Source organism: uncultured Succiniclasticum sp. (assembly GCF_902793885.1).
In the GTDB taxonomy this organism is placed as follows: Bacteria; Bacillota; Negativicutes; order Acidaminococcales; family Acidaminococcaceae; genus Succiniclasticum.
This window is the reverse complement of sequence record NZ_CADBFF010000006.1, coordinates 113,437-125,872: the sequence shown is the minus strand read 5'-3', so window position 1 is coordinate 125,872 and position 12,436 is coordinate 113,437. Positions and strand designations below refer to the sequence as shown.

Here is a 12,436-nt window from a genome sequence, read left to right as displayed (position 1 = left end):
TTTTATCTTTCTTTTTAAAAAGGAAAATGGTAGACGGGCTTTCCTGCTGCCCTGTTTAAATCCGGCCTTACGGCCTTAAGAAGGGAACATTTTATATGGAAAACAAAGAACGTTTAGTTGGTACTGTATCCAGAGGCATCCGTTTACCCATCATCCGTCAGGGCGATAACCTGGCAGACATTGTAACGGACAGCGTATTGAAAGCCGCGGCAAGCGAAGGCTTTGCCCTGCGTGACCGGGATGTCATCTCCATCACGGAATCCATCGTGGCCCGCTCTCAGGGAAACTATTGCTCCGTAGATGACATTGCGGCGGATGTGAAAGCGAAGTTGGGCGGCGAGACGATTGGCGTCATCTTCCCAATCCTGTCCCGCAACCGGTTTGCCATCTGCCTGCGCGGTATTGCCAAAGGCGCAAAGAAAGTGGTGCTGATGCTGAGCTATCCTTCCGATGAAGTAGGCAACCATCTGGTAAGCCTGGATCAGATTGATGAAGCGGGCGTGAATCCGTTCAGCGATGTGCTGACCCTGGAAAAATACCGTGAACTGTTCGGCGCAACGGTTCATGAATTCACCGGCGTGGATTATGTTGACTATTATAAGGAACTGATGGAGTCCAGCGGCGCGGAAGTGGAAGTGATCTTCGCCAACCATCCGGAAGCCATTCTGAAATATGCGGACAAGATTTTGAACTGCGACATCCACACCCGTGCCCGCACGAAACGGATTTTGAAAAAAGCCGGCGCGAAAGTGGTCTGCGGTCTGGATGATATCATGACGACGTCTATTAACGGCAGCGGCTACAATGAAAAATACGGTCTGCTGGGTTCCAACAAATCCACGGAAGACAAGGTAAAACTGTTCCCGCACCAGTGCCAGTCCCTGGTGGAAGAAATCCAGGAACGGGTGCTGAAAGCTACCGGCAAACACGTGGAAGTCATGGTATACGGCGACGGCGCCTTTAAAGACCCCCAGGGAAAAATCTGGGAACTGGCGGATCCGGTGGTTTCCCCGGCCTTTACCAGCGGTCTGGTGGGTACGCCCAATGAACTGAAACTGAAATATCTGGCGGACAATGATTTTGCGAACCTGTCCGGTGAAGAGCTGAAGAAAGCCATTACCGACAGTATCGTGAAGAAGAGCGGCAGCCTGGTTGGCAACATGGCGTCTGAAGGCACCACGCCCCGTCAGCTTACCGACCTGATCGGCTCTCTATGCGACCTGACCTCCGGCTCTGGCGACAAGGGAACCCCGGTTGTTCTGGTACAGGGCTATTTTGACAACTATTCCAATTAAACTGTATTGCATAGCAGGCCTGGATAAAAGCCTGCTATGCATTTTGTAATTTTTATAAACCCGAAGGAGGCTCATGTATGGAACAGGCAAAACGTCCGGAAACGATGGAACGGATTACGACAAGCGAACTGGCAAAAGCATTTATTGAGGAACAGGTTGCGGAACTGCGCAAGCAGATTGGCGATAAAAAAGTGCTGCTGGCCCTGTCCGGCGGCGTGGATTCTTCCGTTGTGGCCGCTCTGCTGATTAAAGCGGTGGGGCAGCAGCTGGTATGCGTACATGTAAATCACGGCCTGCTGCGTAAAGGCGAACCGGAGCAGGTCATCAAAGTGTTCCGGGACGAAATGAAGGCAAACCTGATTTACGTTGACGCGACGGAACGGTTCTTAGGCAAGCTGGCCGGCATCAGCGATCCGGAAACCAAACGCAAGATCATCGGCGGCGAATTCATCGAAGTATTTGCGGAAGAAGCAAAAAAGCTGGAAGGCATCGAATTCCTGGCCCAGGGTACCATTTATCCGGATATTCTGGAAAGCGAACAGGGAATCAAGGCCCATCACAATGTGGGCGGCCTGCCTCCCGAACTGAACTTTGAACTGGTGGAGCCGGTTAAGTTGTTATATAAAGACGAAGTCCGTGTAGTCGGAAAAGAGTTAGGTCTTCCCGACAACATGGTATACCGTCAGCCCTTCCCCGGTCCGGGACTGGGCGTGCGGTGCCCAGGCGCTATTACCCGGGATCGTCTGGAAGCAGTGCGGGAAAGCGACGCGATTCTGCGGGAAGAATTTGCGAAGAACGGGCTGGAAGGAAAAGTATGGCAGTATTTCACCGTAGTGCCCGACTTCAAGTCCACCGGGATCCGCGACGGCAAGCGTACCTTTGATTGGCCGGTCATCATCCGTGCCGTCAACACCAAAGACGCTATCACCGCAACGGTGGAAAATGTTCCCTACGAATTGATGCAGCACATCACCGACCGCATCGTCCACGAGGTGAAAGGGATCAACCGTGTGCTGTACGATTTCACCCCGAAGCCTACGGCAACCATCGAATACGAATAAATTCTGCAATAACCAGCGGTTACCGTTTACATTGCGGTTTATGCTGAATGAATATTTGCAACTTGCGAATGCGGCTTGCAAATTGCAAAGATATCATCTATCAAAAACAAAAGATTAGGAGAGAGGTTTAGGAGAATGGCAGTTTTGAAGTTGGAACAGTACGGTATTACCGGTGCGACAGAAATCATCCACAATCCGTCCTACGAATTCTTATTCGAAGAAGAAATGAAGTCCGGCCTGGAAGGATATGAAAAAGGCCAGCTAACCGAGCTGGATGCGGTGAACGTCATGACCGGCGTTTATACCGGGCGTTCCCCAAAAGACAAGTACATTGTCATGGATGAAAATTCCAAAGATACGGTGTGGTGGACGACGCCCGAATACCCGAATGATAACCATGTCATGAGTGAAGAGGTATGGGCCAAGGTGAAAGCGCTGGCCGTGAAGCAGCTGTGCGGCAAGCGGCTGTTTGTGGTGGACGCGTTCTGCGGAGCCAACAAGGATACCCGCATGGCGGTGCGTTTCATTATGGAAGTGGCCTGGCAGGCGCACTTTGTTAAGAATATGTTTATTGCCCCTACAAAAGAGGAACAGGCGGACTTTAAACCGGATTTTGTAGTGTATGCTGCGTCCAAAGCAAAAGTGGAGAACTACAAGGAACTGGGCATCAATTCGGAAACCTGTGTTGCGTTTAACATTACCAGCCACGAGCAGGTGATCCTGAACACCTGGTACGGCGGCGAGATGAAAAAGGGCATGTTCTCCATGATGAACTACTACCTGCCGTTGAAGGGCATTGCTTCCATGCACTGCTCCGCCAACACGGACCTGAAGGGGGAGAACACGGCGATTTTCTTCGGCCTGTCCGGCACCGGCAAGACCACCCTGTCCACGGATCCCAACCGCTACCTCATCGGCGATGACGAGCACGGCTGGGACGATAACGGCATCTTCAATCTGGAAGGCGGCTGCTACGCCAAGGTCATCGACCTGGACAAAGAGTCCGAACCGGATATTTATAATGCCCTGCGTCGCGACGCCCTGCTGGAAAACGTAGCCGTTGATGCAGCCGGAAAAGTGGATTTCCATGACAAGAGCGTTACGGAAAATACCCGCGCTTCCTATCCCATCAGCCACATTGAACATAACGTGAAGAAAATCCGCGCCACATCTTCCGGCCCTGCCGCGAAGAATGTGATCTTCCTTTCTGCCGATGCCTTTGGCGTACTGCCTCCGGTTTCCATCCTGACACCGGAACAGACCAAGTACTATTTCCTGTCCGGCTTCACGGCCAAGCTGGCCGGTACGGAACGGGGCATCACCGAACCGACGCCGACCTTCTCCGCCTGCTTCGGCCAGGCGTTCCTGGAACTGCATCCGACAAAATATGCGGATGAACTGGTGAAGAAAATGGAAAAATCCGGCGCGAGGGCATTCCTGGTGAACACCGGTTGGAACGGAACCGGCAAGCGCATCTCCATTAAAGATACCCGCGGTATCATCGACGCGATCCTGAACGGCGATGTGAACAAGGCTCCTACCAAAAAGATCCCTGTATTTGATCTGGAAGTTCCCACCGCACTGCCGGGGGTTGCTACCAATATCCTTGATCCGCGGAATACGTACGCGAATGCTGCGGAGTGGGATGCTAAGGCCAAAGATCTGGCAGAACGGTTTATCAAAAACTTCAAAAAATATGAAGGAAACGCGGAAGGCAAGAAGCTGGTAGCGGCAGGACCGAAGCTGGATTGACATTCCCCATTGAGTCATACATATATTATGCTGTTAAAAAAAACGGAATACCTGACTTAACAGGTATTCCGTTTTTTTACTTCTGAATTTACAATGCATGTAATACTCTTGTCAAAAATATGTTATAATATTTATAAATTAAGAACAAAGTATCTGTTTTATTATTGTGCAAGGGAGGTCATCATATGCAAAAGGTTAAAATGTTGAGCATTGCATTGGCTGCGGCGTTTACGTTTGCTGTAGCACCGGTTTGCGATACGGGGGTTATGCCGGACATCTCAAATTTGGGCTGGTCGCGTTCCGCTTTTGCTGAAGGAAACGGTGTAGACTATCAGATTGACCTGCACTACATTCCGCTGATGATGCGTACGGAACATTATGATGTGAGCGATGAGAAAGGCGACCTGCTTCATTCCCGCTGGACGGGCATCCGGGTGACCGGCCCTGTGCCTTTTGAACCGAATATCAACAAAGCCCTGGATGCATACACGGCAAAGGCAGAAAAACAGTTTGCCGCATCAAGCAAAAAAATGGTATCCGACGCTAAATCAGACCACAGCGAACGGGCAAAATATGGCGCTACGTTCTTCCCCGCATTTGAAGATAACAGTGATATCTATGTACGCCGGGCGGATTCCCTGGTGGTAAGTCTGCTGGAATTCGGCTCCAGCTATATGGGCGGCGCCCATGGCATGTACGGTTTTACAGGCAAAACCTTCGATACCTACACAGGTAAGGAGATGCAGCTGACCGATGTGTTCACCAGCCAGACTGCCATGACTGACGCCATCAAACAGCAGCTCATGTTCGATTATCCCAAAGCGTCATTCCAGGGAAGCAACGGCGCAAGTATGCGCAACATGGTTGACCAGCTGGCGAAGGAAGGCCACCTGTTCTGGACCATGGATCCCCGGGGCGTGACTTTCTATTTCAATCCGTACATCCTCGGTTCCTATGCGGAAGGCGTTTTCACGACTACGCTGCTGTATTCTGAGCGGCCGCAAATCTTCAAACATAGTGAATATACGAAAGCTATCGAATGGCGGGGACCAAAAGGTTATTGCATGGAAATTCCTTCCTACCTGCCCGTACGTTTAAGCGACAGCCCTCGCGGTGACAGACTGTCCGTGATGAACGACCCGGAAGAACTGCTCATTGATTACTGTGGCGAGCAGCTGAAAGACAAGTTTAACGCAAAAAACATCCGTACCACACTGGTGTCAATGCCGGAAGGTGAACGGTATCTGTATGTGGATTATCAGAAGGAAGACTGGAAGCACGCCGTGCGGGTGTATGTCCTCGGTAACGAGCCGGTCTTTGTGGGCGAGTATGCCATGACCCGTTTTGTCTCGGATATGGTAGGGAAAAATGGCTCGGACTGGTACGTGATGACGAATCCCCAGGAGTTTTACATGACGGCCATGCCGGACAGCGGCTATGCTCCCTGGACAAAGCTAACCTGCCGGGTAGGCGCAAACGGTGCGCCGGAAGTGTATGAAGTGAAAGGCGGAAAAGGGTAAGAGGAGGTTCAACATGAAGAAAATCATTGTTACAGTGCTTTTTTTAGTGGCGGTGGTATTTTCTGTTTCGATGCCTCTCTGTGAAGCGAAGGACGTTTGGGTGGACCGGTGGCAGAACAGTAACGCGGACATCTATGTGATGGACGAAACGCTTGCCTGGGAAGAGAACCTGAACGGCAAATTCTTCCGGGTTACCACAAAAGAGGTGCAGAACGGAAAAGTGAAACGCTTCATCAAATGGAAATATGTAAAACACGGACAGGAAATGTGGCGCTATGAAACCAACCAGATGGGCGGTACCCACATGACGACGGTTTCACCCGGAGATAAGTTGTTTGCTTTCTGTATGAAGCGCATCGGCTGGCAGTATCGCACGGAAGAGCTCTGGTGCTATTAAAACCTCTATTTCTAAGATTATGAAATTCAAGTATGTGGATATTGTGAAAGAGATGATCAACCGCCTTCCTGGACTGATTGCTTTGACCGCCCTGTTTTGCTTCTTTGTGCCTGCGGCTTTTGCCACACCGGCGATACCGGTGGACCGAGATACGTTTTCCTTAGGGAATACATGACGGAGGTTGTTTAAAATGAATGACCATATTTACGGAAGTAAAAACATTACGATGTGTCCGGACGGCAAATACCGCTGGGTGTATGAGCTGGACATGTACAAATCCTCGGTCATCATTAAAGAAGTGTGGCGGGCTATGCTGATCGCCGGGGTGATTGTGCTGGCATTTCTGTTTGTTATCAATATTATGGACAACGATTTGATGGAAGCACTGGAGTTCGTGGCGCAGGCGGCAGCCGTTCTGTTTGGTATTTTTATGGTTCTCAGCATTATAGGTTACCTGGTTTTCGCGTTTATCATTGGCGGAAAGTATTGCGTGGTTTTCGAGATGGATGAAGCCGGAGTGAATCACAAGCAACACGAGAAGCATGTGAAGAAAGCGCAGCTGATAGGCGCGATTACAACGCTGGCAGGCGCTGCAAGGGGTAGTTTAAACATGGTGGGCACAGGTGTATTGGCGGCGGCGCGAACATCTATGTACACTGACTTTGATGCTGTTAAAGAGCTGGAAATTTTGCCGAAGCAGCATCTGATTCGGTTGAACGAAACCCTGAGCCGCAATCAGGTCTATGCGGCGGATGAAGATTTTGCCTTTGTGGCGGATTATATCATAGCACGTTGCCCGAACGCGAAGGTGAAAGGGTAAGCTTATTCAGGAGTTGTTTTGAAATGTAGTTGCTATAATTATGAAAAGAGGTGTAAGCATGAAAAAAGTCAGGATCATCACGTTGTGTTTCGTTTTATTATTTGGTCTTGTGAGCCTTGCGTATGCAGAACTGCCTGCCAACCGTATCGCGTTAGGGGTGCAGTTGGGTGCGACGGTTTCACAGGTTAGAAATGTTTTCGGTGTTCCGGACCGGACTACAAAAGAACAGATGAAGTCAGAGGCATACGGGGATTTTGTCGAAACAACCATGATTTACGGAAACAATTCTATTGTGGTAAAGTTTTATGATGAGAATGTATGGCGGATTGAATCTAACAGCAATAATGGCTGGGCGACCCCAGACGGGGTAACCGTGGGCATGCCGTTGCAGGGTATGTACGACCGGTTGGGGAAGGAAGACATCAAAAGCCCGGCGGAAAACGGAGAAATGCTGTACTGGTATAATCATGATACCAAGAGCCAGGAAAACCGCGGCAACCTGTACGTGTTTGTAAAAGGCGGGCGCGTTTCCCGAATCGTGATTGCGTATCAGTAAGAAAAGGATAGCTCTTTTGTTGTCCTTGCATCGTGAATATTCTAAATGTAAACGCAAAAGCAATATTATAAATTGACAGGAGGGCAGGAGAAAATGAAAATTCCGATGGTTTTTAAAAAGTTCACAGCACTCTTCACCATTTGCTTTGCTTTTCTGTTAATGCTTCCCTGTGCCGGCTTCGCAGAGGACAATCATGTTGAAGCGAAAAAGAACCCGAATGCTACGCATTTCCCCGTAACCGGTTCCGGCAAAACTTCCCGGGATTTATTTAAGGAAGGCGTGTATCGGCTGTTTGCGGATGACAGTATGATTACCTATCTGGTTGTGATGCACAAGAAGGGTGATTTGGCAGGTGATCCCTTTGAACGTACTTACATCGGTATCGAGTCTGTGCAGCGGAATCACCCCGGCGGAAAACCGGATGGCAGCGTGTTTATGGCGGCCCGGTTGCGGAGCCCGAGAGAGGTAAAACGCTATCTGGGCATGAAGGATAATCCACCGGTAATAAACGACAATGAGCTTCCTTTCCTGCTGGATTATGCGGATACGATCCGCAACGGACAAAAGGGGATGCTTAAGAACCAGCCGAAGATGTATATCATGCTCCCCGCCGGTGAAGGACGCATCAACATCATCGGTGGTCCGGATAATCTGCCGGCGCCTGTTATGGGGCACTACATCCCGGTAACGGACAGACCGGCTCCGCTGGTGCTGCAGCAGGCCATGATCAAATGTATGCTGGAAGATTTCATTCCCGCCGCAACCAATATGCTGAGTACCTCCCAGTTCTATGATTACAAAATGGAGTTTAAGACCGGGGACAACCCGCCGGTGGATTGCTGGGCAGGCTGGTATCAGGTTACGGTACGGGAAGACAGGCACATGAATGAATATGATTCCCGTTACCAGATGAATTTCATCGTAGGCGATACGGGGAATGAGATCAAGCTGCTGACGTTGTACGACGGTAAGATGTGGCCGATCTTTGAAGATGAACGGCTGAAAGGAAAGACAAACCGCGGCCCGGTCGTGGTGCCGAAAGGATAATAAAACAGAATTGAGGAGGGGAATCATCATGGCAGATCCGAGGACAGAGCGCAATGCAGTATTAGGAGCGACTCTGGTAAAGAAATTGCAGGCGCGGGCTTTTGACGCGTACTATTGCGCTACCAAAGAGGAAGCGCTGCAGCAGGCGCTGGCGTTAATTCCGAAGGACGATGTAATCAGTTGGGGCGGATCGGTTTCCATAGCGGAAATCGGCCTGCTGGATTATGTACGGAAAAATTACAAATGCATCGACCGGGATGCGGCGAAGACCCCGGAAGAGCGGATGGAGATTATGCGAAAAGGGTTGCTGTGCGATACCTTCCTGATGAGTACCAACGCCATGACAACGGACGGAGAACTGGTAAACATCGACGGGAACGGCAACCGCTGCGCCGCCATGATCTACGGTCCGAAGCAGGTCATCGTCATCGCCGGGCTGAATAAAGTAACAGGGAATCTGCACAGCGCCATTGACCGGGCTCATACCACGGCAGCGGCTATCAACATCCAGCGTTTCGGCGCCAAAACGCCCTGTGCATCGACCGGCGTATGTGCTAATTGTAACTTAGCGGATACGATTTGTAACTATATCGTTGTCACCCGCCGCAGCAAACCGGCGAAAAAAATCAAAGTCATCCTGGTGGGTGAGGATATCGGCTTTTAATGAGATAAAACAGATTGGTTTTTTCAAAGCAGTACTCTTGCATTTCAAGCGCTGGCAGGCATTTATGCTTGCCGGCGTTTTCTTTTTGCTGTATTCATTGACGTTACAATATTGTAATGTTAAAATATAACAAAAGGTATTTAAATGGTGATATATTTTACGTTTCTGCTAAAGCCCGGCGTTATTTCAAACCGGGTTTGCCACTTGAAAGGGCGATACCTCTTTTGGTTTTTGGCTGAAACGAGGAGGAGGGCATTATGCAATTTTCATCCCGTTTTACCATTGCCGTGCATATCCTGCTGGCAGTCAACGAATTTGACGGACAGTGCAAGACGACGTCCTTCTTTTTGGGCAACAGCGTCAATGTGAACCCGGTTATTATCCGTAAAACGCTGGGGCAGTTGAAGGACGCCGGCCTGGTTACGGTGGAAGCCGGCGTAGGCGGCGCGTCGCTGGCGAAAGATCCGAAAAAGATCACACTGTGGGATATTTTCTGTGCGGTGGAAGATAAGAAGGAAGAACTGTTTCACTTTCACGAAAATCCCAACCCTGATTGCCCGGTGGGAGCGAATATTCACGCGGTCATGGACGGCCGGCTGCGGAAGTTCAAGCGGAACCTGCAGAAGGATCTGGATGACGTGACGCTGCAGGATCTGGTAAAGGATTTGCGCAAAGAACTGAAAAAAGGCCGGAAGCTTTGGTTTACTTCCACGCCTGCGGCAACAGGGGAGATAAATAAACCGAAAAAAACCAATACGGCAGAATAGGGGGCGTTTTGCATTGAAAGAAGAAGATATTAAGAAGCTGATCGATAAATTACAGTATTTTGATTATGATAAACTGCTGAACAAGATCCGTAAAAATGTGAAGAAGCCCAGCGTCCTGGTGACTGGCGGAACCGGTGTGGGGAAGAGCAGTCTGATCAATCACCTCTTCGGTATGGATGTGGCGAAGACAGGAAACGGAAAGCCTATGACAGACCGTATCACCCGCTACGAGCCGGAAAACTATGACGTGGTGCTGTACGATACCCTTGGCTACGAAGTAGGGGAAGACAAGCAGCAGCAGTTTTATAAAGATGTAATCGGTTTTGTGAAGAAAGCCAACGGGCAGAGTGATATCAAGAAGCATGTGCATCTTGCCTGGTACTGCATCTCTGCTGCTAACAAGCGGGTGACGCCTACGGACCTGGACGCCATTGCGGCACTGGACGGTTTAACAGAAGTCTGCGTGGTGCTGACCCAGATCGATGCGGCCACCATGGTGGAACTGGACGAGATGAAACAGGTACTGCAAAAGAAACTGCCGAAGACTTCGGTATTCCTGGTGAGCATCGATCCCCGGGTGCCGGAAGAAAAGATGCAGTGGAACGAACTGCTGGGGTGGTCGGTGGATCATCTGGATGCAGGGCTGCAGCTGGCGTTTGCCCAGGCCCTGGGGCAGGAACTGCATGTGAAGCATGTCCAGGCGGATAAACTGATCCATCGTTACGTGGCGGCAGCTGCCGGTGCGGTGGTGTGTCCGCTGCCCATGACGGATTCGGCAGCGCTGATTGCCATTCAGACTACGATGGCTACCCATCTTTTTAACTTCTGGGGTATTGACCGGGGGACGGATAAGATTAAGGAAGTGTTTGTCAACGTGGTGGTCGCCAATACGGGGCGCATCTTCTCCCGTTCGCTGCTGAAGCTGATTCCGGGGGCCGGCTCCATTGCGGCAACTGTGGTGAACAGCGGCGTGGCTACTTCCTTCACTTACGCGTTCGGCAGAGCGGTGAACGAGGTCTGCTATAAAACCGCATCCCGTATGGCCAACGGGGAAAAAGTGGACATTACGTCCGCCTTTGCCATGGACGTGATTATGAAGTTAATACAGAAGTATTATAATAAAAAGTAGAAACCGTTTAAGCATGTTCAGTGCAATGCAGCACGCAAACCGATAATACAGCGTGATGCGTAAGTGCAAGACTATTCTGTGAAAATGCAGGTGACATAGTTTATGCCAATCAGAATCTGGAACCGGACAGGAGGCAAAGGGCCGGTGAAACGGGAAAATGCTTCTCCCCATACGGAAAAGGCCGGACAGGATAACCATGACCGGCAGAAAACGGAAAACAAACCCAAACCACATAAACCTACAGTGCGGAACATTCTGGTGCTGGGCAAAACCGGTGTGGGCAAAACTTCCTTGTTAAATTATCTGTACGGCTTTGATCTGCCTACGGGGGCGGGTCTGCCCAAAACAGGGAAAGGCTTACATGAAAATGTCATTACCCGCAATGGAACGGCGTATCATATTTTCGATACCTGGGGCATCGAGGCGGATTCCATGCCGGAGTGGCGGAAAGAAGTGCTGGCCCTGGTCCGGAAGCGTAACACTTCGCCCCATATCAGCGACTGGTTCCACGCAGTGTATTACTGTTTTTCTGCTAACACGGCCCGGATTGAGGAAGCGGAGATCGAAGAGATCCTTGTGCCGCTGCTGCAGTCCGGCTGCAAAGTAATCATAGCGCTGACCAATGCGGAGGATGGGTTCCGGAAGCAGGAAAAGCTGGAAGGCATGAAAGAGTATTTGCAGGAAGAACTGACGAAACGCCTGCATCGGGACCCACAGTTGGAAATAATTCCGGTTGTCAGCATTGCCGGCGAAACCCTGGCGGGAGATTCCATTTCCCGTTTCGGCCGTACCGAATCGCTGGAAGCGGCGCGGTATAACCTGGCGGACGATATTGAAAAACGACTGCCCGCCATTTACAAAATGAATGTGATGAACAAGCTGGGCGCCTGGAAGGAGCGCAGTCTGCTTCTGCTTGCAAACGGCAAGATCAGTTTTGTATTGAACAACAATTCCGCCAAGCAGCTGATCGATCTGATCAATTACGATCTGCTGAATACTTTCGGCGCAATCGACGCAGACGGGGATAAGATGGAAGCGGAAGCCAACGAATACCTGTTGACGGCGGGCAACAAAAAGCCCCTGGACCGGCGCTGGCGTCCGGAGTTCAGCCGTATCACCTATGTAAAAGGTTATGAGTACAGCAAAGGCCTGTCCGTTGGTTTGGCGTTAGATGTGGCATCCAGCCTGCTGCGTTCCGCCAAAAGTATCCGGGAAAATCTAAGCCGCCGGGTCGTAAAGACCCACGCGGCCATTATAGAAAGTATGCAGAAAAAGTAAGTTGTGTGTAAAAAGGTGCGGCATGGACAAGGCATAAGAAAGCCGTCGGAAACGATTGCGTCATTCCGTGAGATGAAATGAGCCGTCGTGGCGAGGCTGTTTGAGGGACGGAGTCCCGAGTTCCGAAGCCACAGGCGAATAAATCCACGG

General features: G+C 50.5%; 12 protein-coding genes. All 12 read left to right on the top strand.

The window, feature by feature from the left end:
* The first annotated feature begins 95 nt into the window (after positions 1-95).
* The 12 genes from QZV31_RS04755 to QZV31_RS04700 all read left to right on the top strand — a co-directional run bounded on the left by QZV31_RS04755 (position 96) and on the right by QZV31_RS04700 (position 12,286).
* A complete protein-coding gene (locus QZV31_RS04755) occupies positions 96-1,295 on the top strand; it encodes a coenzyme F420-0:L-glutamate ligase (protein ID WP_295358645.1) in 1,200 nt (399 codons plus the stop codon).
* Positions 1,296-1,372: 77 nt separating this feature from the next.
* Positions 1,373-2,356, top strand: coding sequence for a glutamine-hydrolyzing GMP synthase (gene guaA, locus QZV31_RS04750; RefSeq protein ID WP_295358643.1), 984 nt, complete (start codon positions 1,373-1,375; stop codon positions 2,354-2,356).
* A 135-nt stretch (positions 2,357-2,491) separates the two neighbouring features.
* Positions 2,492-4,108 (top strand): phosphoenolpyruvate carboxykinase (ATP), encoded by a 1,617-nt coding sequence (gene pckA, locus QZV31_RS04745; RefSeq protein WP_295358642.1) that lies wholly within the window; start codon positions 2,492-2,494, stop codon positions 4,106-4,108.
* 185 nt (positions 4,109-4,293) lie between these two features.
* A complete protein-coding gene (locus QZV31_RS04740) occupies positions 4,294-5,628 on the top strand; it encodes a DUF3298 and DUF4163 domain-containing protein (protein ID WP_295358641.1) in 1,335 nt (444 codons plus the stop codon).
* A gap of 13 nt (positions 5,629-5,641) precedes the next feature.
* Positions 5,642-6,025 (top strand): hypothetical protein, encoded by a 384-nt coding sequence (locus QZV31_RS04735; RefSeq protein WP_295358639.1) that lies wholly within the window; start codon positions 5,642-5,644, stop codon positions 6,023-6,025.
* 190 nt (positions 6,026-6,215) lie between these two features.
* Entirely contained in the window at positions 6,216-6,845 is a 630-nt protein-coding gene (locus QZV31_RS04730; protein ID WP_295358638.1) for a hypothetical protein, read from the top strand.
* Between the two features lie 58 nt (positions 6,846-6,903).
* Positions 6,904-7,401, top strand: a complete 498-nt coding sequence (locus QZV31_RS04725) for a hypothetical protein (RefSeq protein ID WP_295358636.1) — start codon at positions 6,904-6,906, stop codon at positions 7,399-7,401.
* 93 nt (positions 7,402-7,494) lie between these two features.
* On the top strand, positions 7,495-8,448 hold the full coding sequence (locus QZV31_RS04720) for a hypothetical protein (protein ID WP_295358634.1): 954 nt from the start codon (positions 7,495-7,497) through the stop codon (positions 8,446-8,448).
* Positions 8,449-8,476: 28 nt separating this feature from the next.
* Entirely contained in the window at positions 8,477-9,112 is a 636-nt protein-coding gene (locus QZV31_RS04715) for a lactate utilization protein (RefSeq protein WP_295358632.1), read from the top strand.
* A gap of 257 nt (positions 9,113-9,369) precedes the next feature.
* Complete coding sequence (locus QZV31_RS04710; RefSeq protein ID WP_295358630.1) at positions 9,370-9,879, top strand: Rrf2 family transcriptional regulator; 510 nt, start codon at positions 9,370-9,372, stop codon at positions 9,877-9,879.
* A gap of 13 nt (positions 9,880-9,892) precedes the next feature.
* The gene (locus QZV31_RS04705; protein WP_295358628.1) at positions 9,893-11,008 is read left to right on the top strand and encodes a GTPase; all 1,116 of its coding nucleotides are present in this window, start codon (positions 9,893-9,895) and stop codon (positions 11,006-11,008) included.
* A 102-nt stretch (positions 11,009-11,110) separates the two neighbouring features.
* Positions 11,111-12,286, top strand: a complete 1,176-nt coding sequence (locus QZV31_RS04700) for a GTPase (protein ID WP_295358626.1) — start codon at positions 11,111-11,113, stop codon at positions 12,284-12,286.
* Positions 12,287-12,436: the final 150 nt, after the last annotated feature.

What these genes read in the sequence shown, in the direction of transcription:
- QZV31_RS04755 (WP_295358645.1), top strand. Translation starts at nt 96, where the DNA reads ATGGAAAACAAAGAACGTTTAGTTGGTACTGTATCCAGAGGCATCCGT.
- guaA (WP_295358643.1), top strand. Translation starts at nt 1,373, where the DNA reads ATGGAACAGGCAAAACGTCCGGAAACGATGGAACGGATTACGACAAGC.
- pckA (WP_295358642.1), top strand. Translation starts at nt 2,492, where the DNA reads ATGGCAGTTTTGAAGTTGGAACAGTACGGTATTACCGGTGCGACAGAA.
- QZV31_RS04740 (WP_295358641.1), top strand. Translation starts at nt 4,294, where the DNA reads ATGCAAAAGGTTAAAATGTTGAGCATTGCATTGGCTGCGGCGTTTACG.
- QZV31_RS04735 (WP_295358639.1), top strand. Translation starts at nt 5,642, where the DNA reads ATGAAGAAAATCATTGTTACAGTGCTTTTTTTAGTGGCGGTGGTATTT.
- QZV31_RS04730 (WP_295358638.1), top strand. Translation starts at nt 6,216, where the DNA reads ATGAATGACCATATTTACGGAAGTAAAAACATTACGATGTGTCCGGAC.
- QZV31_RS04725 (WP_295358636.1), top strand. Translation starts at nt 6,904, where the DNA reads ATGAAAAAAGTCAGGATCATCACGTTGTGTTTCGTTTTATTATTTGGT.
- QZV31_RS04720 (WP_295358634.1), top strand. Translation starts at nt 7,495, where the DNA reads ATGAAAATTCCGATGGTTTTTAAAAAGTTCACAGCACTCTTCACCATT.
- QZV31_RS04715 (WP_295358632.1), top strand. Translation starts at nt 8,477, where the DNA reads ATGGCAGATCCGAGGACAGAGCGCAATGCAGTATTAGGAGCGACTCTG.
- QZV31_RS04710 (WP_295358630.1), top strand. Translation starts at nt 9,370, where the DNA reads ATGCAATTTTCATCCCGTTTTACCATTGCCGTGCATATCCTGCTGGCA.
- QZV31_RS04700 (WP_295358626.1), top strand. Translation starts at nt 11,111, where the DNA reads ATGCCAATCAGAATCTGGAACCGGACAGGAGGCAAAGGGCCGGTGAAA.